The following is a 19735-nucleotide window of genomic DNA, read 5'->3' as shown; positions in this document are numbered from 1 at the left end:
GGGGCGGCGATGAGGGGCGAGCGCAGGCGACGCATTGCGGTGGGGATCGCGGCCTGCCTGTCGGTATTTCTGGCCCAGCCGGCGCCCGTGGCCGCGCAGACGCCCCGGGAAAAGTTCATCGCCGACAATCGCTGCGCGATCATCGTTCGCCTGCACATGATCCACAGCCAGCCGGGCGAGGCTCATCGCTACCTGGCGGTCTTCCCCGCGCGCTATCCCGGCGCCTATGTGCAATGCCTGCTGGAGGATGACAGCCGGCGGTTGCTCTGCGAGGCGGCGTCGGGATTCTTCTCCGTGCCGGAGGGCGAGACGCCCCCGCCGGTGCCGCCCGCGCGGCTGAAGGTGATGGGGGCGGCGGGTTTCTCCACCGACATATCGGCGGGCAATTTCCAGAGAGAATTTGTCATCACCCATCCGGGCAGGGATTTTCCGGTCATCGCCGATATGCTGCTGGGCATCCTCTATGACGGCTACGGCGTCCGGCCGGGCGCCCGCATGCGTTTCGACGCCCCGCTCGCGCCCCTGGAGCCGTCGAAGGGCGCCGACGCCTGCGCGCTCAGGGTGAGCAGCTTGTAGGAGGGGGGACTTGCCGGCTTCGTTCCGCCTCGGCCCGCTCCCTAGGCCGGATCGACATTTATGATTCCCGATATTGTTGCTGTCTGATTCATGAGGTTCCGTGTTTTGGCGCGGAGCGTGGGATGGGGATCAATCGATACGAGTTGAGCGCGCCGCAATGGCTGCGGATCGAACGCCTGCTGCCTGGTAAGGCGGGCGATCGAGGCCGGACGGGATCGGATAGCCGCTTGTTCGTGAATGGATGTTTGTGGATGCTGCGCTCGGGCGCGCACCGGCGCGATCTCCCGGGGCGCTACGGGCACTGGAAGACGGTGCACAAGCGGTTCAGCCACTGGTGCCATTCAGGCGTATGGGAACGGGTGTTCGCCTCGCTGGGGGCGGACCGGGACAACAAGTATCTGATGCTCGACAGCACCATCGTCCGCGCCCACCAGCAGGCAGCGACCGGAAAAGGGGGGCCTCGGATCAGGCGCTGGGGCGTTCCCGAGGTGGGCTGACCACCAAGATTCACATGCTCGCCGATGCGCTTGGCCGAACCGCCGCGCCAGCCCTGCTCGACGCGATGCCCACCGAAGCCGTGCTCGCCGATAAAGCCTATGGCAGCAATGCCTTGCGCGCGCTGATCGCCGGCATGGGCGCCGAGGCGGTAATCCCGTCGAACTGCTGCCGCAAGATCGCCATCCCGCATGACATCGCCAGCTACAAACACCGTAACCGCATCGAGCGATGCTTCAACAAGCTCAAGCACGTCCGCCGCTTCGCTATGCGCATGCGCCTCGTGCGGGCAGAGGGCGCGCTCGATGTGTGCGACGCGCTGGAGGCGGGCATCCGCACCACGAGCGCCGAGCATCTGGTGCTGATGGCGGGCGATGTGCTGCCGCGCACGCGGGGATGGCTCGGCCTTCTGGAGCGCGCCTATCGCGCGGGGCGGCAAGTGCCTCGCCGCGCCCACCTTGCTGTTCGAGGCCGCTTCCGTCCGCTGGGCGGGAACGGTGATGGAAGGGGAGGGCACCGCCCGCGCTTTGGTGGACCGCTATGTGGGCTATCCCCGCGCGGTGCTGGACATGGCCGAGCCCGACGAGGTGGCGGCGGGCGCGGTGCAATGCTGCATGCTGCCCCGCGCTGTCTTCGAGGCGGTGGGCGACGCCACCGTGTGGGACCGCCTGCGCGCCGGAATCCGGGCGCCGCAGGACCATCTGTCCTTCGCCCGTGCCCATCTCGACCTTTACCGGCGCCTGCGCGAGCAGCGTCGGCCCCCCGCGGAGGCTTCCCCCGAAGCAGCCGTGGTCCGTACCGCCTGAACCCAAGGGAGGCTTGAGTGGCGCGTGTCCTCGTGATGATCCCGTCCGGTGAAGTGTATGATCATGATTGCGTCCGCTGGTATAATTACAAGGATATCCAGCGGTCCATCGATCATGTCGACAATATCGGTGACGCCTTCGTCTTCGGTTCATCGCTGAAGCGGATGAATTACGACAAGCTCGGCGTGCTGCCCATCGCCAATCTCAAGATGGAGGATATCGAGCGGCTGCGCAGCGAATACGACTACGTGTTCCTGCGCGGGTCGAACTATGTCCATAGCGGCATGAAGTGGCAGAACACCATCGAGGAGGAGCATTGGGACCAGGGCCTGTTCGACAAGTTCAACCGCGCCTGGTTCATGACCTATCGCGAGATGAAGACCTTCCTCGACGAAAACGGCGTGGACAACAAGGTGGCGGACCTGAGGGGCGCGCGCTCTGTTGCCCTGCCGGTCCTGGAAGCCCCCCGCAAGGTGGCCTGACAGCGACTGCGGATGCCGGGTTCCCGGCATCCGCAGTCCGTTCTCACATATTCTTCTTCAACTGCTGGAGCGCCTTCGCGCAGCCGACGCTGATCTGCTGGCCATGGTTCTGCAGGCAGGCGAGGAGGCGGCCGTCCCCTGCGGGCACGCCCTTGCACAAGCGCGCGATGTCGGCCTGGCAATAGGTGACGAGGGGGTTCTGCTGCGCCAGAGCGGCGCCGCCGGTGAACAGCACGGAAACGAGGGCGAGGGTCATGACACGAATGGGCATGTGGGGATCCTGCCGGTTGATGACGACAGGCCGCGTCTAGCCCACGGATTCCACCCCCCGCCATGGCGAAGACTGACCGGGCCAAAAATCGCCGTCCCGCCGCGTGGCGATCAAGCGGCGGCGCTGGAGGAGGAGCGGAAGGCCCAGCTCACCATGCGCTTCTCAAGCGCGGCGAACACCGCGTACATGAGGATGCCCTCGATGGCGAGGGCCATGAGCCCGGCGAAGACCAGGGGCATCTGGAAGTTGGAGCCCGCCTGCACCATGAGGTGCCCCAGCCCCGCATTGGCGCCGATGGTCTCCGACACCACGGAGCCCACGAAGGCCAGCGTGATGGCCACCTTCAGCGCGCCGAACAGATAGGGTCCCGTGCGCGGGATGCCCACCTTGCGCATGATGTCGAACTTGGAGGCGCCGAGCGCGCGCAGCACGTCCTCCAACTCCGGCTCGGTGGTGGCAAGGCCGGTGGCCACGTTCACCACGATGGGGAAGAAGGAGATGAGGAAGGCGGTGAGGATGGCGGGGATCTCGCCGATGCCGAACCACATGATGAGGATGGGCACCACAGCCACCTTGGGGATGGAGTTGAAGCCGATCATCACCGGATAGAGGCCGCGATAGATGGCCCGCGACCAGCCCACCACAAGGCCGAGCGCGATGCCGAAGGCCACCGCCAGGAGGAAGCCCACGGCGGTGGTCCAGAGCGTGACGAAGGAGTTGCGCAGCAGCGGCCACCAATATTGCACCATGGCCGAGAAGATGGCCGTGGGCGCCGGCAGGATGAAGCTGTCGATGCGGAACACCACGCAGGCCAGCTCCCACAGCACGAACAGCGCCAGGGTGAAGGCGACGGGCGTGAGATCCTCGGCGGTCATCTTCATGCCTGCCTCACTTCGGCGATCTTGTTGCGCAGGGAATGGACGAGGTCGGTGAAGGCGGGCTCGTAGAGCACCTCCAGCGGCCGGGGGCGGGGGAAGTCCACGGTGCGGGTCTCCACGATGTGGCCCGGCCGGGCGCTCATCACATGGATGGTGTCGGCGAGGAAACCCGCCTCGCGCAAATCATGGGTGACGAGGATCACCGTGAAGCCGAGCCGCTGCCAGAGATCGCGCAGCACCACCCACAATTCCTCGCGGGTGAAGGCGTCGAGCGCCGCGAAGGGCTCGTCCAGCATGAGCAAGGCGGGCTCGTGGATGAGCGCGCGGCAGAGCGAGGCGCGCTGCTGCATGCCGCCCGACATCTCCCAGGGATAGCGGTCCGCGAAATCCCGCAGGCCCACCACGCCCAGCAGGTTCAGGGCCCGCTCGCGATAGGCCGCCTTGTCGCGCGAGAGGCGGCCGCGATGGGGCGACACGATCTCCAGGGGCAGCATCACGTTCTGGAGGACGGTGCGCCAGGGCAGCATGTTGGCGGCCTGGAAGGCCATGCCCGCGATTTTCACGGGGCCGGTCACATCCTCCCCGTCCACCTCGACCTTGCCCTTGGTGGGGCGGATGAGGCCGGTCACCAGCTTCATGAGCGTGGACTTGCCGCAGCCGGACGGGCCGACCACGGCGGCGAACTCGCCCTTTTCCACATTCATGGAGCATTGGGAGAGGGCGGTGACCTCTCCGGCCCGGCCCTGGTAGGAAAGCGTCACGTCGAGAAGGCGGATCACGGGCGGGCACCTCCAGCCAGATACCGGTCACTGGGCCGTTCAGCCTCCCCTCCGCACTCCGCAGGGGAGAGGAGGCCGTCCGTCATCGGCTCACTTCAGCTTGCGCTCGGCGGCGGGGGGCAGGAATTCCTCGGTGAAGATATCCATGGCCACCGGCTGCTTGTTCTTGAAGTCGTAGGTGACGGCGATCTGGTCCACGGACTTGTCCATGCGGCTCCGGTCGATGCCGCCGATGCCGTTGGCGCTCACCCATTCGGTGGCGATATTGTCCTTGATGGCCATCTTGAGCCGGGCCAGCTCGATCTTCTCGTCGCCGGTCTCGTTGCGCTTCATGACCGACTTGATGGCGTCCTCGGGATTGGCCACCGTGTACTGGATGCCCTTGATGGTGGCGCGCACGAAGCCGGCCACGGCCTTGGGATTGGCCTTGGCGAATTCGTCGTTCACGATCACCGCATTGCCGTAGAGGACAAGGCCGTAATCGGCCATGAGCATGACCTTGATGTCCTCGGGCTTCAGGCCCTTCTGCAGCAGGTTGAAATAGGAGGAGAAGGAGAAGCCGGTGATGGCATCCACCTTGCCGTCCGCCAGCATGGGCTCGCGCACGGGGAAGCCCACATTCTCGATCTTCACCTTCTCGGCGTCGATCCCGTTCTCCTTCACGAAGGCCTTCCACTGGGCGAAGGCGCCGTCCGGCGCGGGCGCGCCGAGCACCTTGCCTTCCAGGTCCTTGGGCTTGGAGATACCGGTCTTCACCAGGGTGACGATGGAGAAGGGCGGCTTGTCATAGACCATGAGCACGGCCTTGACGCCCTTGTCCGGATTCTGGTCGCGGAACTTCACCAGCGAATTGATGTCGAAGAAGCCGAGCGGATAGGTGCCCGCCGCCACCCGGGCGATGCCCGCGACCGAGCCGGGGCCCGTGTCGATGGTCACGTTCAGCCCTTCGGCCTTGTAGAAGCCCTTGTCGATGGCCACGAAATAGGGGGCGGAGGGGCCCTCGAACTTCCAGTCGAGCGCGAACTTGATGTCCGTGTCGGCCCGCGCGGGAAGGGTCGCGCCCGCAAGGGCGGCGCCCATGACGGCGGTGGCGACGAAAGTGGATACGAAGGACCTCATGGTGTTCTCCCGGGGGTTTCCCTGGGTGAAGCAATCCATGTGCCATAGGCCGGGCCAATACGGCCCGCGCGGCGGCGCGTCCGGCGCCCGTCGCGCGGGATCGGTTCTGCCTATAAAATGTGCAGTCGATCAGACGCCCAGATAGGCCGCGCGCACCTTGGGGTCTTCCAGCAGGTCGCTGCCCTTGCCTTCCAGCACCACATGCCCGGTTTCGAGCACATAGCCCCGGTCGGCGATGGCGAGGGCGGCGGAAGCGTTCTGCTCCACCAGCAGCACCGTGATGCCCTCGGCCTTCAGCTTCACCACCGCCCCGAGAATCTGGTCGATAAGCAGGGGGGCGAGGCCGAGCGAGGGCTCGTCCAGCAGCAGCAGCTTGGGCGCGGCCATCAGCGCGCGGCCGATGGCCAGCATCTGCTGCTGCCCGCCCGACAGGCTCATGGCCGAGATGCGCCGCTTCTCCGCCAGCACGGGGAACATGTCATAGACATGGGCCAGCGTGTTCTTGTCGGGGCTGCGGCGGCGGAAGGCGCCGAGGCGCAGATTGTCCTCCACCGAGAGCGGGCCGAACACCTGCCGCCCCTCGGGCGACTGGGAGATGCCCAGCGCCACGCGGGCATGGGCCTCCATGCGCTCGATGGGCTTGCCCTCGAACAGGATGCGGCCGGAGGCGGCGGGCTGCACGCCGGAGAGCGTGCGCAGCAGCGTGGTCTTGCCCGCGCCGTTGGAGCCGACCAGCGCGACGATCTCGCCCGCCTTCACTTCCAGGTTCACGTCGTGGAGGACGGCGATGCGGCCATAGGCCGAGTTGAGATTCTCAACCGTGAGCACGATCCGCCTCCCGGGTGCCGTGTTCGCCCAGATAGGCCGCGATCACCGCCGGGTTCTCGCGCACTTCGCGCGGAGGGCCCTCCGCGAGGTGGCGGCCCTGGGCCAGCACCAGCACGCGGTCGGAAATCTTCATGACCAGCTTCATGTCGTGCTCGATCAGCACCACCGCGACCCCGCTCTTGGCGATCTCGCCGATGAGATGGTCGATGGCTTCCGTCTCCACCGCGTTGCAGCCTGCGGCGGGCTCGTCCAGCAGCAGCACCTTCGGCTCGGCGGCGAGCGCGCGGGCGATCTCCAGGCGCTTCAGAACGCCATAGGAGAGCGAGCCGGCGGTGGCCTCCGCCACATCGGTGAGGCCGACGCGGGCGAGCAGCGCCATGGCGGCATCCCGCGTCAGGGCGTTCTGCCGCCCGGCGGTGGGCAGGCCGAGAATGTCGGAGAGGAGCGAGGAGCGTTCCGCCATGTGGCGGCCCACCATCACATTCTCCAGCGCGGTCATGCGGAAGAAGATCTGCAGGTTCTGGAATGTGCGCGACATGCCGCGCTTCGCCAGCAGGTGGGGCGCGAGGCTCGTCACATCCTCGCCCGCCATGGAGACGCGGCCCCGCAGCGGCTTGTAGATGCCCGTGACGAGGTTGAAGAGGGTGGTCTTCCCCGCGCCGTTCGGCCCGATGATGGAAAAGACCTGACCGGCTTCCACGTTGAAGCCCACATTGTCCACGGCCACGAGGCCGCCGAAGGAGATGCCGATGCCTTCGACCGAAAGGAGGCTCATGACAGGCGCTCCAGCAGCCATTTGCGCACGGTGGGGACGATGCCCGCCGGCAGGAAGATCATGAACGCCATGATGAGGAAGCCGAGCACGGCCTGCTCGTAATCGTGCATGAAGGTGAGGGCCTGGGGCAGCACCACCAGGAAGGCGGCGCCCACCACGGCGCCCAGCACCGAGCCGAGGCCGCCGATGATGACCATGGCCACCAGCTCGATGGAGTGCATGAAGCCGGCCGCGTCGGGCGTGATGAGGCCGTTCATGGCCGCCAGCAGTCCGCCGGCCACTGCCGCATAGACCGCGCCGATGACGAAGGCGGCGAGCTTCTTGGCGCTCACGTCGATGCCGGACCCGGCGGCGGCCACCTCGCTGTCGTGCAGTGCCTTGAGCGCCCGCCCCGTGGGGCTCGCGCCGATATTCAGCGCCAGCCACGCCCCGATGAGCAGCGCGCCGCCCGTGACCCAATACCAGTTGGCCGAGCCCGACAGGCGCCAGCCGAACAGGGTGACGCGGGCCACCTGCATGCCGTCCGGGCCACCGGTCCATTGGCTCTCGCTGTGGAAGACCAGGGAGAGGATGACGCCGAAGCCCAAAGTGGCGATGGCGAGGTAATAGCCCTTTAGCTTCAGGATCGGTCGCCCCACCAGGAAGGCGAGCACGCCCGCGATCACCGCGCCGATGAGCAGGCAGAGCGCCGGGTGAAGGCCGAACTGGGCCGGGCCGATGGCCACCGCATAGCCGCCGATGCCCAGGAAGCCCGCATGGCCGAGGCTCACCTGGCCCGCATAGCCCATGAGGACGGTGAGGCCGAGGGCGGCGAGCGCGAACACCCACACCACCGCCGCCACCCGCAGATAGAAGGCGGACGGGGCGAGATAGGGGATCACGCCGATGATGATGGCGAGGAAGACCAGCGTCGCGAGACGCGAATTGAGAAGCTTCGCCGCCATCACACGCGCTCCACGGAGCGCCCGCCGAACAGGCCGCGCGGGAGGAAGAACAGCACCAGGAGGATCACCACGAAGGCCACGGCATCCTTGTAGGTGGAGGAGATGTAGCCCGCGCCGAACGCTTCCAGCAGGCCGATGAGCAGGCCGCCCACCACCGCGCCCAGCGGATTGCCCATGCCGCCCACCATGGCGGCGGCGAAGCCCTTGAGCGCGAACATGGTGCCCACGTCATAGCGGGTGAGCGTGATGGGCGTGACCACCACGCCCGCAATGGCGCCGATGGCCGCCGAGACGCCGAAGGCGAGCGCGAGGATGATGGTGACGTTGACGCCCACGAGGCGCGCCGCGAGCCGGTTGGCGGCGGTGGCCAGCAGCGCCTTGCCCAGCAGGGTCTTCTCAAGGAAGAGATACAGCGCCACGAACAGGCCGAGCGCGACGCCCATGACCCACAGGCTCTGGGGCAGGATGGTGGCGCCGCCCACCTGGATGGGGGTGTCGCCGGAGAAGGCGGGCAGGGAATGGAACTGCTTGTCGAACACCACCTGGGCGATGCCCTTGATGAAGATCGACGCGCCGATGGTGATCATGATGAGGGCCACCGGCGAGGCACCGCGCGCGGGCTCGATGGCGAGCCGGTGCAGCAGCAGGCCGACAATGACCGCGCCCACGATGGCCATGAGGGCCGCGAGCGGCAGCGCGATGCCCGCAGCCGCCAGGAACACGGTGCCCATGCCCCCGATCATCACGAAGTCGCCCTGGGCGAAATTGATGACGTCCGAGGCGTTGTAGATGAGTGTGAAGCCGAGCGCGACGAGCGCGTAGACCGCGCCCACCGTCAGACCCGAAAACACCAATTGCAGGAACTCGGCCATGGATTGCTCGCGCGGGTCCTGTTGAAGGGGGCTCCTCTCCCGTGAGCGGGAGGAGAGACGATAAGGAAAGGGCTGCGGTTTTTGAAACCCAGGCGATGCCGCACTGCCTGGTCGGCCCCCTCCCAACCCTCCCCCGCAGGCGGGAGAGGGCTTTCCGTTACACCTGTCCCAGCTCCCTCTCCCGCGTGCGGGGGAGGGGTGGGGAGGGGGAAGGGAGGAGGGAGCTAGCGGCTCACTTGCCTTCGATGACCCAGTCGCCGCCCTTGATGAGGAGCAGGCGGAAGGAGTCCGTGCCGAGGCCGAGATGGTCCTTGGCAGACATGGTGTAGATGCCGGTCACGCCCACATAGTCCTTGGTGTTCTCAAGGGCGTCGCGGATCTTCTGCGGGTCGGTGGACTTGGCGGTCTCGATGGCCTTGACCATGAGCTGCATGCCGTCGAACGCATAGCCGCCGAAGGTGGAGACCGGCTGGCCCGTGGCCTTCTCGTAGATGGTCTTGTACTCCATCACGACCGCCTTCTGCCGGTCGTCTGCGGCGAGCTTGTCGGCCACCAGCAAGGCGGGGGCGGGCAGGCGCACGCCGTCGGCGGCGGGGCCGGCGAGGTCCACGTAGCTCTTGGAAGCGACGCCGTGGCTCTCATAGAGCGGCAGGGTGATGCCGAGCTGGGCGTAGTTGCGGGTCACGATGGCCGGGCCCTGGCCGAAGCCGGGGTTCAGCACCGCCTGGATGCCCGCGGTGTTCTTGATCTTGTTGAGCTGGGGCGTCATGTCGGAATCCGACGCGCCGTAATTCTCGTCCACCAGCACGGTGATGCCGTAGTCGCCGATCACCTTCAGGCACTGGGCGCGCATGGACTTGCCGAAGCCGTCCGTGCCCGAGATCATGCCGATCTTGGTGAAGCCCTTGGCCTTCATGTCCTCGAAGATCTTCTGGCACGCGGTCTTGTCCGTGTGCGGGGTCTTGAAGACGAATTCGCGCACCGGCTCGATGATCTCGATGGCGCCGGCCAGCGAGATGAAGGGCACCTTGGCATCCTCGAAGACCGGGATCATGGCCATGGTGGTGCCGGTGGTGGTGCCGCCGACCATGGCGACCACCTTGTCGTCCTCGACGAGGCGGGTGGCGAAGGTCTTGGCCTTGTTGGCGTCGCCCCCGTCGTCATAGAGCACAAGCTCGACGGGCCGGCCCAGCAGGCCGCCCTTCTTGTTCAGCTCTTCGACATAAAGCTTCAGCGTCTTCGCCTCGGGGTCGCCCAGGAAGGCGGCCGGACCGGTGGCGGAGACCACGGAGCCGATCTTCACAGGGTCCGCCGCGAGGGCGAAGCTGGATCCAAGGCTCGTGGAAATGGCGGCGGCAAGGGCGACGGCGCGCAGCGCCCACCGTCCGGTTACGGACGTTCGCATGTGGCGTTCCTCCCAAAAGGGTCCTGATCGATGGGAGCGGGTTTGGCCCGCCTCCCGGCCGCCACCTTAGGGAAGGACGGCGACGTTGCCAATCTAAGATTAACCGACCGATTGGTCAATCTTATCCGTGGCGGCCCCCGCGATGTTCCGTTACATTGATCGGCCAACCGGACAATGTTTGAAGGGCCGGACGGAATTCCCACGGGGGACGGGTTTTGGTTCCGGGCTCCGGTGAAGGATGGATGGACTTAAGGATGGCTCGCACCCGCGCACAGGATTACGACACCAAGCGGCAGGCAATTCTGCACAGCTCCGCGGAGCTGTTCGCGCGGTTCGGCTATTCCGGCACCTCGATCACCATGATCGCGGATGCGTGCGGCGTGTCCAAGGCCTTGCTCTATCACTATTATTCCGACAAGGAAGCGCTGCTCTTCGACATCATCTCGGCCCATCTCGAAAGCTTGATCCAGGCGGTCGAGGCGGCGGCCGCTGCGGCGGAGGGCCCGAAGGCGCGCCTCGAAGCCATCTGCGCGGCGCTGCTGGAAGCCTATCGGGATGCCGATGCCGAGCATCAGATCCAGATCGCGAATCTCAAGCTGCTGCCGAAGGAGCGCCAGGAAATCCTGCGCGGCATGGAGCGGACCATCGTGGTGCTGTTCTCCGACGCCATCGCCGAGGCGGTGCCGGAAGTGGGGCGCGGGCCGCTGCTGAAGCCGGTCACCATGTCCCTGTTCGGCATGCTGAACTGGCACTATCTCTGGTTCCGCGACGGCAAGGGCCTGACCCGCACCGATTATGCCCGGCTCGTCACCGCGCTCATCTCCGGCGGCGCGGCGCAGGCGATGGCCTCGGTGGGCGTCGAGGCGGAGGCAGTGCCCGCGAAGGGCGCGGACGCGCAAGAGAATGGCCAGGCCGCTGCAACACCGGCCCCCAGGCCCACGCCGGCGGCGGGCGTGAAGGCGCCGGCCAAGCCCCGCACGGCGGCCGCCAAGCCGCGCGCCACCGCCGCGAAAGCGCGGGTTCCGGCAAAGGCGCTCTGACGCGCCCACGGGACGGTTTGACCGCACGGATGCGTCCTGCATGGGCGTGACGGCTTCCGCAAGGTCTCGCGGGGCTTTATGGATCGGGCATGTCCCATCCCCTTGACGCCATCCTCGACCATATCCGCGCCGAGCCCTCGCGCACCTGGTCCATCATCGTGACCATCTATGGCGACGCCATCGTGCCGCGCGGCGGCAGCGTCTGGCTCGGCACGCTTTCCGCTTTCTTCAAGGCCATGGGCATTTCGGACGGTGTCGTGCGCACGGCCATGTCGCGCCTCGCCTCGGACGGATGGCTGGAGCGCACCAAGGTGGGGCGCAATTCCTATTACCGGCTGGCGGAAAAGGGCCGGGACGTCTTCCGGCAGGCCACGGCCCACATCTACAGCGCCGATCCGCCGCCCTGGGCTGGCCGGTTCGAGCTGGTGGCGGGTGATCCCGCCGCGCGTCCGGTCATGGAGGAGGCGGGCTTCGGCACGCTGGCGCCCGGCGTGTGGGTGGCGCCCGGCGGCACGCCTGTGCCGGACCTGGACGGGCTGGTGCGCCTCAGCGCCACGGGGGATGCGGCGCAAAGCCGGGCACTGGCGACGCGCGCCTTCGCGCTGGAGGCGACCGGCGCCGCCTATGGGCGCTTCCTGGAGACGTTCGGGCCGCTGCGCGCGGCGCTGGCCGAAGGCGATGCGCTCTCCGACATCGAATGCCTGCTGGCCCGTGTGTTGCTGATCCATGAATATCGCCGCATCGTGCTGCGCGATCCCATGCTGCCGGAGGAGCTTCTGCCATCCGCATGGCCGGGCGGCGAGGCGCGGCGGCTCTGCGCGGAGGTCTATGGCGCGCTGCTGCCGGGCGCCGAGCGCTGGCTCGATGCCCATGCGGTGAACGAATATGGCGAACCGCTGCCGCCGGGCGAGGAGAACTGGCGGCGCTTCAGGAGCGCTCCGGCGTCAGATAGCGCGGCGGGAACAGGTCCTCGATCATCGTCTTCGGCAGGATGAGGCCGAAAGCCATGGCGATGAGGATGGTCGCGGCATTGGTGCCGTTGACCATGGCCGCGAACAGGAGCGGCGGGGCCGTGGCGGCACTGGCATTCACCAGTTGAATGAGATTGTCGCACATGCGGAACACGAACGAGCCCGGCACCAGCGACACCACGGAGGCGAACGCCACCGCCGCGAACGGCAGGCGCAGGCGATTGGCCAGAGGCGTGACCACGCAGCCCACGAACAGGCAGGCGATGAAGGCCGGGAGCGCAAGGCCGAGCCCCGCGCTCTGGCCCAGCCAGTGAAGGGCGTGCGCCAGCATGCCCACCACCATGGGAAACGGCAGCATCCGCCAGGGCATGGAGAAGAAGGTGCCGTAGGCGGCGACCGCCAGGGCGGCGGCGATCATGTCGATGATGAGCGGCACGTCGTCCAGGCCGCCGGCGAGCGGTAGGTTCCGCCCGCCGGAGACCAGGCCGGAAATGAGCCCGATGGAAATCAGCAGGATGATCACGCTGCCATAGGCGAGCCGGGCCGCGCCCAGGGGAACGCGCAGATGGGCGATGTCCAGCGTTCCGTTCAGCAGGTGCGGCCCCGGCACCAGGACCATGCAGGGGCACAAGGCGATCAGGAACACGGATTCGGGCGGCAGGAACCAGGAGGCGGCGGTGGCCACAAGCCCTGCCAGGAAGGCCGCGCCCAGAGGCTGGGGCAGGGGGCTTGGGAAAGCGTGGGCGATGCCCCGGCGCAGGCACGCGCCCGCAAGCGTGCTGGCGAAGACGATGAGGAGCACGAGCGGCTGCGTTGCCCCGCCGATGACGGCCAGCGCAGAGGCGCCCAGGGCGGCCAGGAGGCCGAAGCGCAGCAGGGAGACCGGCTTGAGCTTCGCCACCTGATTGAGCTGCGTCAGCGCCGCGCCGACGGTGAGCGCCCCGCTGCACACCTTGTCCACGATATGGAGCGCCTCCATCACCTTGTGCATCTCGACGCCCATAGGGACGAGGGAAAGCACCGTGATCTGGTCGGAGCCGTCCTCTTCCAGGCTGCGCAGGGTGAACTCGCCCCAGCGGGCGGTGACTTCAAAGTTGAAGCCCAGATGCTTTCCGAGGCGCACCACCGCATGGACGGTACGCTCCGTTGTCTGGCCGTTCGTGAAGAGAAGGCGGGCCGTGGCCTCCACCAAAGCGAGCGCCTGCTTGCGCTCGTCGGTCGCTGTTGTCGGCATGGGGCCCGCCTTCATTTTCACACCTTCGGATAGGCGGGCTGGTAGGCCATCGCCTCGATATGGGCGGCGATATCGTCCGGGCGCGGGACGCGGGCGAGGCCCTTGTCATAGATGCGCTCGGCGATGCGCGCCGCCACATGGAGCGAGGCTTTGCGGATGTCGTTCTGCGGCGGATAGATGAGGCCCTTGTCCAGGTCCTCCTGCGTCACCAGTTCGGCCACCGCCTGGGCGGCGACGATGAACATGTCCTGGGTGACGCGGGTGGCCTGGGTGGCCAGCACCGCCATGCCCATGGCCGGGAAGATATAGACGTTGTTGCCCTGGCCGGGGACGAAGGTCTTGTCACCCAAAGTCACCGGCTGGAACGGGCTGCCCGAGGCGAAGATGGCCTGCCCGGCGGACCACTTATAGGCCTCTTCCGCCGTGCACTCGGAGCGCGAGGTGGGGTTGGAATAGGGGAAGATGACGGGCCGCGCATTGATGCGCGACATGGCCTCGATCACCGCCTGGTTGAACAGCTTCGGCACGGTGCTGACGCCGATGATGGCGGTGGGCTTGATCTGCTCGATGGCCTCCACGAAGGAGGTGCACGCCGCATGGTCGTGGGCGAACGGCTTCTGGAAGTCGGCGAGGTCGGTGCGCGACTTCACCATCAGGCCGTTAATGTCGAACAGCCAGTTGCGCGCATGGCCCTCCTCGATGGTGAGGCCCTCCAGCACCATGGCTTCGCTGATGAGTTCCGCGATGCCGGTGGCCGCGGAGCCTCCGCCCAGGAACAGGAAAGTCTGGTCGGTGAGCTTCTCCTTGGAGATGCGCAGCGCGCCATAGATGCCGGCCACCGCCACGGCGGCCGTGCCCTGGATGTCGTCATTATAGGTGCAGGTGCGGTCCTTGTAGCGCTCAAGGATCGGCACGGCATTGATGTTGGCGAAGTCTTCCCACTGCAGGCAGCACTTGGGATAAAGCTCGGTGATGGCGGTCACGAACTCCTCGATGAAGGCATCGTATTCCGCGCCGCGCACCCGGTTCTGGCGCAGGCCCAGATAGAGCGGGTCGTCGAGATAGAGCGGGTTGTTGGTGCCGACATCCAGGGTGATGGGCAGGGTCAGCTCCGGGGGAACGCCCGCGCACACCGTGTAGAGGGCAAGCTTGCCCACCGGAATGCCCATGCCGTTCACGCCGAGATCGCCGAGGCCCAGGATGCGCTCGCCATCGGTGACGACGATGAAGCGCACGTCCTTCTGCGGCCAGTTGGCCAGGATGGACTTGAGGCGCCCCTTGGCGGTGATGGGCAGATACATGCCGCGGCTGGCGCGCAGCACATGGTCGAACTTCTGGCAGGCCTCGCCCACGGTTGGGGTATAGACCAGCGGCATGAAGGTGGCCGGGTCCGACTGGAGCACGGCGTAATAAAGGGTCTCGTTGCGCGCCTGGAGGTCGCTCAGCAGCAGGTATTTCTGCAGGTCGTTGTCCAGGGTTTCGAGCTGCAGATGCACCCGGGCGATCTGGGTTTCCAGGGTGTCCGCCACGGGGGGCAGCATGCCCTCAAGCCCGAGGCGGGCGCGGTCGGCCTCGGCGAAGGCGCTTCCGCGGTTGAAGGTCGGACTGTGCAGCAGGGCTTGGCCGGTCAGAGTCTCGGACATGATGCGGTGTCCCTCATATGGGTGACCCGCCACCCGGAGGGGCGGCGGGAAAGGAGCAGACGGAGAGCGAGGCGGCTGTGGGCCTCAGGCATCTTCCTTGGCGACGTAGGGCGCCACCATCTTGGCGGGATCGACCACGCGCAGGAACTCCTCCTCGGTGACGAAGGCGAGGTCGAGCGCCGCCTCCTTGAGGGTGAGGTCGTTGTCCATGGCGTGGTGGGCGATCTTGGAGGCCTTGTCATAACCGATGACCGGGGCAAGCGCGGTCACCAGCATGAGCGAGCGGTCCACATATTCCTGGATCTTCTTGTAGTTGGGCTTGGTGCCCTCGATCAGGAAGGTGCGGAAGTTGGTGCAGCCGTCGGTGGCGATGGTGATGGAGTGGCAGATGTTGTGGATCATCAGCGGCTTGTAGACGTTCATCTCCAGGTAGCCGCTGGCGCCGCCGAAGCCGACCGCCACGTCGTTGCCCATCATCTGCACCGCGATCATGGTGAGCGCTTCGGCCTGGGTGGGGTTCACCTTGCCGGGCATGATGGACGAGCCGGGCTCGTTCTCCGGGATGATCAGCTCCGCGAAGCCCGCGCGCGGGCCGCACGACATCAGGCGGATGTCGTTGCCGATCTTGTAGAGCGAGGCCGCCAGCGTGCGCAGGGTGCCGGAGAACTGCACCAGGGCATCATGGGCGCCCTGGACCGTGAACTTGTTGGGCGCGGTCACATAGGGAAGGCTGGTGAGGCTGGCGATCTCGGCCGCCACCGCCTCGGCGAAGCCGGGGGCCGCATTGATGCCGGTTCCCACCGCCGTGCCGCCCAGCGCCAGGCGATAGACGCCCTTCAGCGCGTCGTTGAGGCGGTCCAGGTCGTCGGTGAGCATGCCCGCATAGCCCGACCATTCCTGGCCGAGGGTGAGGGGGGTCGCATCCTGCATGTGGGTGCGGCCGATCTTCACCACATCCGCCCATTCCTCGGCCTTGGCCGTGATGGCGTCGCGCAGGGCGGCGACCGCCGGGATGAGGCGGGTGGTGGCGTTCACGCCCACCGCGATGTGCATGGCGGAGGGGAACGAATCGTTGGACGACTGGGACATGTTGACGTGGTCGTTGGGATGGACCGGCGTCTTGCTGCCGATGGGCGTGCCCGCCAGCTGACAGCAACGGTTCGAGATCACCTCGTTCACGTTCATGTTGAACTGGGTACCGCTGCCGGTCATCCAGACGTGCAGCGGGAACATATCGTGGTGCTGGCCCGCCAGGATTTCGTCGCAGGTGGCGGTGATCAGCTTGAACTGCTCTTCGCCCAGCCGGCCACCCTTGTGGTTGGCGGCGGCGGCGCCCTTCTTGAGCGTGGCATAGGCCGTGATCATCTCGCGGGGGATGAGGTCTTTGCCGATGCTGAAATGCTCCAGGGACCGTTGGGTCTGGGCGCCCCAGAGCTTGTCGGCCGGAACCTGGACTTCGCCCAGGCTGTCGGTTTCAGTGCGCATCTCAGTCACGTTTGCCTCTTCGCGTTATGGGGAGGGGGCGGCGGCAGGAATGTGGCCAGCGTGGCTTGCCCGAGGGATGCAACTGCTTTGTGACGACCAAGGCAAGTCGAAACAGGGGCTTTTCGGTGTCGGGGATCCAGGAACCGCGCGTCGAGGTTAAAGCGTTACAGAATTAGATTGAGTTTAGATTTTTTGTTACATATAGTGATTCCAACATAGGGAGGAGCCACATGTACACGCAGGCCCTGAACGCCAATCCGGATGCCGGTGACCGCACCCTTGAGGATGCCGCGCTGGTGGCGCGCTTCCAGGAGCGCATCGATGACGAAGACCGCATCGAGCCCAATGACTGGATGCCGGCGGCCTATCGCAAGACCCTGACCCGCCAGATTTCCCAGCATGCCCATTCCGAGATCATCGGCATGCTGCCCGAGGGCAACTGGATCACCCGCGCGCCCTCGCTGCGCCGCAAGGCTGCGCTCCTGGCCAAGGTCCAGGATGAGTGCGGCCATGGCCTGTATCTCTATGCCGCCGCCGAGACGCTGGGCACCTCCCGTGAGGAACTGGTGGACCAGCTCCTGTCCGGCAAGGCCAAGTATTCCTCCATCTTCAATTACCCGACCCTCACCTGGGCGGATATCGGCGCCATCGGCTGGCTCGTGGACGGCGCCGCGATCATGAACCAGATCCCGCTGTGCCGCTGCTCCTACGGCCCCTATGCCCGCGCCATGATCCGCGTGTGCAAGGAAGAGTCGTTCCATCAGCGCCAGGGCTACGAGATCATGATCTCGCTGTCGAAGGGCTCCGCCGAGCAGAAGCAGATGGCGCAGGACGCGCTCAATCGCTGGTGGTGGCCCTGCCTCATGATGTTCGGCCCGCCCGATGCGGCGAGCATGCATTCCGACCAGTCCACCAAGTGGAAGATCAAGCGCTTCTCCAATGACGAGCTGCGCCAGAAGTTCGTCGATGCCACCGTGCCCCAGGCCCAGTATCTCGGCCTGACGCTCCCCGACGCGGACCTCAAGCTCAATGAGGAAACCGGCCACTGGGACTACGGCACCATCAATTGGGACGAGTTCAAGCAGGTGATCGCCGGCAACGGCCCCTGCAACCGCGACCGCATGTCCGCGCGCCGCCAGGCCCATGAGGATGGCGCCTGGGTGCGCGAGGCCGCGCTCGCCTTCGCCGAGAAGCGCCGCGTCCAGGCCGAGGCGGCCTGAGCGAAATCCCTGCGGCACCGGCCATGGCCGGTGCCGATGGTCCGAACCAACCGAGGCGGCCCGGGTCAGCCGGGCGCCCATCTTCCTGAGGAAACGCATCATGGCCGGCCAGACCATCCCGCTCTGGGAAGTGTTCATCCGTTCCCGCAACGGCCTGTCCCACAAGCATGTGGGCTCGCTGCACGCCCCGGACGCCACCCTCGCGCTCCAGTCCGCCCGCGATCTCTATACGCGGCGCGGCGAAGGGCTCTCCATCTGGGTGGTGCCGTCCAACGCCATCACCGCCTCCGATCCCTCGGAGAAGGGCATGATGTTCGAGCCCACCGCCTCGAAGATCTATCGCCACCCCACCTTCTATGAAGTGCCCGACGAAGTCGGCCACATGTGATCCGGTCCGCCCTTCGGGGCGGACGGAGGGCCTCTCCCGCCTGCGGGGGAGGACGGGGCGGGCGGGTTCCTCGCGGATGGGTGCGTCGCGCTTGAGGGCCGCCCCCCATGCCCCTCTTTAATGGAAGAGATCCCGGCCTCGCGCGTGCGGGCAGGGAGGAAGTTGCGGCGGCTGCGCGTGATGCGGCCGCGTTCCGATCCCGGATGCGGGACGGGCTGTCAGCAAATGAGGAAACACCAATGGCCGGAGCGTCCATTACCGTGGCGGAGACGCCGCTCGTCCGTTACCTCCTGCGGCGCGCCGACGACGCGCTGATCCTGGGCCATCGCCTGTCCGAATGGTGCGGCAAGGCGCCCATGATGGAAGAGGAAATGGCCCTCGCCAATATGGGCCTCGACCTCATCGGCCAGGCCCGCTCGCTCTATACCTATGCGGGCGAAGTGGAAGCTGCCGGCCGCGACGAGGATGCCTATGCCTATCTGCGCGACGTGCGCGGCTACGGCAACCTGCTGCTCGTGGAGCAGCCCAACGGCGACTTCGCCGCCACCATGGTGCGCCAGCTCTTCTATTCGGCCTTCATCGATCCCTATTGGCGGGCGCTGATGGGCTCCTCCGACGCCACCCTGGCCGCCATCGCCGCCAAGGCGGAGAAGGAAAGCGCCTATCATGTGCGCCATTCCGCCGAATGGGTGATCCGCCTGGGCGACGGCACGCCGGAGAGCCACCGCCGGGCCCAGGAGGCGCTGGACGGCCTCTGGGCCTTCACCGGCGAGATGTTCGAGACCGATGCGGGCGAGCGCTCGCTGATCGCCGAGGGGATCGTTCCCGATCCGGAGGCGCTGCGCGCCGTGTGGCTGGAGAGCGTCGCCAAGGTGGTGGCGCAGGCCGGCCTCACGCTGCCCCAGAACGCCTGGATGCAGAAGGGCGGCCGCAGCGGCGAGCATTCCGAGCATCTCGGCCACCTGCTGAGCGACCTGCAATACATGCAGCGTGCCTTCCCCGGGGCGACCTGGTGATGTCCGCGGCGCTTCACGATTCTGAGGCGCTGCGCGGCGAAGTCTGGCGCGTGGCGGGAGCCGTCACCGATCCGGAGATCCCGGTCCTGTCCATTGCCGATCTCGGCGTCCTGCGGGACGTCGCCATCGTGGACGGGCGCGTGGAAGTGGCCATCACCCCCACCTATAGCGGGTGCCCGGCCATGAACATGATCGCGCTGGAGATCGAGCTGGCGCTGGAAAAGGCGGGGATCGGCCCCGTCACGGTCAAGACGGTGCTCTCGCCCGCCTGGACCACCGAGTGGATGACCGAGGACGGGCGCCGCAAGCTCCGCGAATACGGCATCGCGCCGCCCGCCAAGGGCGGCGGGCGCCGGGCCCTGTTCGGCGAGGATCAGGTGGCCTGCCCGCAATGCGGCTCCACCAGCACGGCCGAACTCGCCCCGTTCGGGTCCACGTCCTGCAAATCGCTCTGGCAGTGCAAGACCTGCCGCGAGCCGTTCGATTACTTCAAATGCCACTGAAGGGT

22 protein-coding genes and 1 pseudogene are annotated in these 19735 nt (G+C 66.8%); 11 read left to right on the top strand and 12 right to left on the bottom strand.

Annotation, left to right across the window (positions count from 1 at the left end):
* Positions 1–9 precede the first annotated feature (9 nt).
* The 5 genes and pseudogenes from EJJ38_RS18460 (at position 10) to EJJ38_RS20515 (ending at position 2359) form a co-directional block, all read left to right on the top strand.
* A complete protein-coding gene (locus tag EJJ38_RS18460) occupies positions 10–576 on the top strand; it encodes a hypothetical protein (RefSeq protein WP_127091911.1) in 567 nt (188 codons plus the stop codon).
* Positions 577–698: 122 nt separating this feature from the next.
* Positions 699–1073, top strand: a complete 375-nt coding sequence (locus EJJ38_RS20930) for an IS5 family transposase (protein ID WP_127091910.1) — start codon at positions 699–701, stop codon at positions 1071–1073.
* 14 nt (positions 1074–1087) lie between these two features.
* Positions 1088–1291 (top strand): annotated as a pseudogene (locus tag EJJ38_RS20925) (IS5/IS1182 family transposase); the annotation flags it as partial.
* A 154-nt stretch (positions 1292–1445) separates the two neighbouring features.
* Positions 1446–1877, top strand: a complete 432-nt coding sequence (locus tag EJJ38_RS20715) for a hypothetical protein (RefSeq protein WP_127091909.1) — start codon at positions 1446–1448, stop codon at positions 1875–1877.
* Positions 1878–1894: 17 nt separating this feature from the next.
* The gene (locus tag EJJ38_RS20515) at positions 1895–2359 is read left to right on the top strand and encodes a hypothetical protein (RefSeq protein ID WP_205666214.1); all 465 of its coding nucleotides are present in this window, start codon (positions 1895–1897) and stop codon (positions 2357–2359) included.
* Between the two features lie 43 nt (positions 2360–2402).
* Here EJJ38_RS20515 and EJJ38_RS18435 read toward each other — a convergent pair whose 3' ends face one another.
* The 9 genes from EJJ38_RS18435 to EJJ38_RS18395 all read right to left on the bottom strand — a co-directional run bounded on the left by EJJ38_RS18435 (position 2403) and on the right by EJJ38_RS18395 (position 10230).
* Entirely contained in the window at positions 2403–2630 is a 228-nt protein-coding gene (locus tag EJJ38_RS18435) for a cysteine rich repeat-containing protein (protein ID WP_127091908.1), read from the bottom strand.
* 110 nt (positions 2631–2740) lie between these two features.
* Positions 2741–3511 carry an ABC transporter permease gene (locus tag EJJ38_RS18430; RefSeq protein ID WP_127091907.1) on the bottom strand — a complete coding sequence of 257 codons (771 nt, stop codon included), beginning with the start codon at positions 3509–3511 and terminating at the stop codon, positions 2741–2743.
* On the bottom strand, positions 3508–4287 hold the full coding sequence (locus EJJ38_RS18425; protein WP_245454323.1) for an ABC transporter ATP-binding protein: 780 nt from the start codon (positions 4285–4287) through the stop codon (positions 3508–3510). Before EJJ38_RS18425 ends, EJJ38_RS18430 begins: the two co-directional genes overlap by 4 nt.
* A gap of 90 nt (positions 4288–4377) precedes the next feature.
* Positions 4378–5406 carry an ABC transporter substrate-binding protein gene (locus tag EJJ38_RS18420; protein ID WP_127091906.1) on the bottom strand — a complete coding sequence of 343 codons (1029 nt, stop codon included), beginning with the start codon at positions 5404–5406 and terminating at the stop codon, positions 4378–4380.
* A gap of 129 nt (positions 5407–5535) precedes the next feature.
* Positions 5536–6234, bottom strand: coding sequence for an ABC transporter ATP-binding protein (locus tag EJJ38_RS18415; RefSeq protein ID WP_127091905.1), 699 nt, complete (start codon positions 6232–6234; stop codon positions 5536–5538).
* Positions 6221–7009, bottom strand: coding sequence for an ABC transporter ATP-binding protein (locus EJJ38_RS18410; RefSeq protein WP_127091904.1), 789 nt, complete (start codon positions 7007–7009; stop codon positions 6221–6223). The genes EJJ38_RS18415 and EJJ38_RS18410 overlap by 14 nt, the downstream gene beginning before the upstream one ends.
* On the bottom strand, positions 7006–7953 hold the full coding sequence (locus tag EJJ38_RS18405; protein WP_127091903.1) for a branched-chain amino acid ABC transporter permease: 948 nt from the start codon (positions 7951–7953) through the stop codon (positions 7006–7008). Before EJJ38_RS18405 ends, EJJ38_RS18410 begins: the two co-directional genes overlap by 4 nt.
* The gene (locus tag EJJ38_RS18400; RefSeq protein WP_127091902.1) at positions 7953–8825 is read right to left on the bottom strand and encodes a branched-chain amino acid ABC transporter permease; all 873 of its coding nucleotides are present in this window, start codon (positions 8823–8825) and stop codon (positions 7953–7955) included. Before EJJ38_RS18400 ends, EJJ38_RS18405 begins: the two co-directional genes overlap by 1 nt.
* 232 nt (positions 8826–9057) lie before the next feature.
* Entirely contained in the window at positions 9058–10230 is a 1173-nt protein-coding gene (locus tag EJJ38_RS18395) for an ABC transporter substrate-binding protein (RefSeq protein ID WP_127091901.1), read from the bottom strand.
* 254 nt (positions 10231–10484) lie between these two features.
* On the opposite strand from EJJ38_RS18395, the gene EJJ38_RS18390 reads away from it, so the two are divergent.
* Complete coding sequence (locus EJJ38_RS18390; RefSeq protein ID WP_127091900.1) at positions 10485–11270, top strand: TetR/AcrR family transcriptional regulator; 786 nt, start codon at positions 10485–10487, stop codon at positions 11268–11270.
* Between the two features lie 89 nt (positions 11271–11359).
* Positions 11360–12265 (top strand): phenylacetic acid degradation operon negative regulatory protein PaaX, encoded by a 906-nt coding sequence (paaX, locus tag EJJ38_RS18385; RefSeq protein ID WP_127091899.1) that lies wholly within the window; start codon positions 11360–11362, stop codon positions 12263–12265.
* Here the strand turns inward: paaX and EJJ38_RS18380 are convergent.
* From EJJ38_RS18380 to fumC, 3 genes are all read right to left on the bottom strand, one after another.
* Entirely contained in the window at positions 12198–13475 is a 1278-nt protein-coding gene (locus tag EJJ38_RS18380; RefSeq protein ID WP_127091898.1) for a threonine/serine exporter family protein, read from the bottom strand. The two genes, paaX and EJJ38_RS18380, sit on opposite strands and share 68 nt — an antisense overlap.
* Before the next feature lie 17 nt (positions 13476–13492).
* The gene (locus EJJ38_RS18375) at positions 13493–15118 is read right to left on the bottom strand and encodes an NAD-dependent malic enzyme (RefSeq protein ID WP_127091897.1); all 1626 of its coding nucleotides are present in this window, start codon (positions 15116–15118) and stop codon (positions 13493–13495) included.
* Positions 15119–15202: 84 nt separating this feature from the next.
* A complete protein-coding gene (gene fumC / locus EJJ38_RS18370; RefSeq protein WP_245454350.1) occupies positions 15203–16603 on the bottom strand; it encodes a class II fumarate hydratase in 1401 nt (466 codons plus the stop codon).
* A gap of 230 nt (positions 16604–16833) precedes the next feature.
* Here fumC and paaA point away from each other — a divergent pair, with 230 nt between their 5' ends.
* The 4 genes from paaA to paaD all read left to right on the top strand — a co-directional run bounded on the left by paaA (position 16834) and on the right by paaD (position 19730).
* Positions 16834–17823, top strand: coding sequence for a 1,2-phenylacetyl-CoA epoxidase subunit PaaA (paaA, locus tag EJJ38_RS18365; protein WP_127091895.1), 990 nt, complete (start codon positions 16834–16836; stop codon positions 17821–17823).
* Between the two features lie 100 nt (positions 17824–17923).
* A complete protein-coding gene (paaB, locus tag EJJ38_RS18360) occupies positions 17924–18211 on the top strand; it encodes a 1,2-phenylacetyl-CoA epoxidase subunit PaaB (RefSeq protein ID WP_127091894.1) in 288 nt (95 codons plus the stop codon).
* 239 nt (positions 18212–18450) lie between these two features.
* Positions 18451–19227 carry a 1,2-phenylacetyl-CoA epoxidase subunit PaaC gene (gene paaC / locus EJJ38_RS18355; protein WP_127091893.1) on the top strand — a complete coding sequence of 259 codons (777 nt, stop codon included), beginning with the start codon at positions 18451–18453 and terminating at the stop codon, positions 19225–19227.
* Positions 19227–19730, top strand: coding sequence for a 1,2-phenylacetyl-CoA epoxidase subunit PaaD (paaD, locus tag EJJ38_RS18350; RefSeq protein WP_127091892.1), 504 nt, complete (start codon positions 19227–19229; stop codon positions 19728–19730). Before paaC ends, paaD begins: the two co-directional genes overlap by 1 nt.
* Positions 19731–19735: the final 5 nt, after the last annotated feature.

The organism is Aquabacter cavernae (assembly GCF_003993795.1).
GTDB lineage: Bacteria > Pseudomonadota > Alphaproteobacteria > Rhizobiales > Xanthobacteraceae > Aquabacter > Aquabacter cavernae.
Note: the sequence above shows the minus strand (reverse complement) of the source record. Positions and strands in the feature narration are given on the sequence as shown.

Coding starts and splice junctions, on each gene's coding strand:
- paaA (WP_127091895.1), top strand. CDS start 16,834: ATGTACACGCAGGCCCTGAACGCCAATCCGGATGCCGGTGACCGCACC.
- EJJ38_RS18405 (WP_127091903.1), bottom strand. CDS start 7,953: ATGGCGGCGAAGCTTCTCAATTCGCGTCTCGCGACGCTGGTCTTCCTC.
- fumC (WP_245454350.1), bottom strand. CDS start 16,603: ATGCGCACTGAAACCGACAGCCTGGGCGAAGTCCAGGTTCCGGCCGAC.
- paaC (WP_127091893.1), top strand. CDS start 18,451: ATGGCCGGAGCGTCCATTACCGTGGCGGAGACGCCGCTCGTCCGTTAC.
- EJJ38_RS18420 (WP_127091906.1), bottom strand. CDS start 5,406: ATGAGGTCCTTCGTATCCACTTTCGTCGCCACCGCCGTCATGGGCGCC.
- EJJ38_RS18430 (WP_127091907.1), bottom strand. CDS start 3,511: ATGAAGATGACCGCCGAGGATCTCACGCCCGTCGCCTTCACCCTGGCG.
- EJJ38_RS18395 (WP_127091901.1), bottom strand. CDS start 10,230: ATGCGAACGTCCGTAACCGGACGGTGGGCGCTGCGCGCCGTCGCCCTT.
- EJJ38_RS18460 (WP_127091911.1), top strand. CDS start 10: ATGAGGGGCGAGCGCAGGCGACGCATTGCGGTGGGGATCGCGGCCTGC.
- EJJ38_RS18375 (WP_127091897.1), bottom strand. CDS start 15,118: ATGTCCGAGACTCTGACCGGCCAAGCCCTGCTGCACAGTCCGACCTTC.
- paaX (WP_127091899.1), top strand. CDS start 11,360: ATGTCCCATCCCCTTGACGCCATCCTCGACCATATCCGCGCCGAGCCC.
- EJJ38_RS18410 (WP_127091904.1), bottom strand. CDS start 7,009: ATGAGCCTCCTTTCGGTCGAAGGCATCGGCATCTCCTTCGGCGGCCTC.
- EJJ38_RS18435 (WP_127091908.1), bottom strand. CDS start 2,630: ATGCCCATTCGTGTCATGACCCTCGCCCTCGTTTCCGTGCTGTTCACC.
- EJJ38_RS18380 (WP_127091898.1), bottom strand. CDS start 13,475: ATGCCGACAACAGCGACCGACGAGCGCAAGCAGGCGCTCGCTTTGGTG.
- EJJ38_RS20930 (WP_127091910.1), top strand. CDS start 699: ATGGGGATCAATCGATACGAGTTGAGCGCGCCGCAATGGCTGCGGATC.
- paaB (WP_127091894.1), top strand. CDS start 17,924: ATGGCCGGCCAGACCATCCCGCTCTGGGAAGTGTTCATCCGTTCCCGC.
- paaD (WP_127091892.1), top strand. CDS start 19,227: ATGTCCGCGGCGCTTCACGATTCTGAGGCGCTGCGCGGCGAAGTCTGG.
- EJJ38_RS20715 (WP_127091909.1), top strand. CDS start 1,446: ATGTGCTGCCGCGCACGCGGGGATGGCTCGGCCTTCTGGAGCGCGCCT.
- EJJ38_RS18400 (WP_127091902.1), bottom strand. CDS start 8,825: ATGGCCGAGTTCCTGCAATTGGTGTTTTCGGGTCTGACGGTGGGCGCG.
- EJJ38_RS18390 (WP_127091900.1), top strand. CDS start 10,485: ATGGCTCGCACCCGCGCACAGGATTACGACACCAAGCGGCAGGCAATT.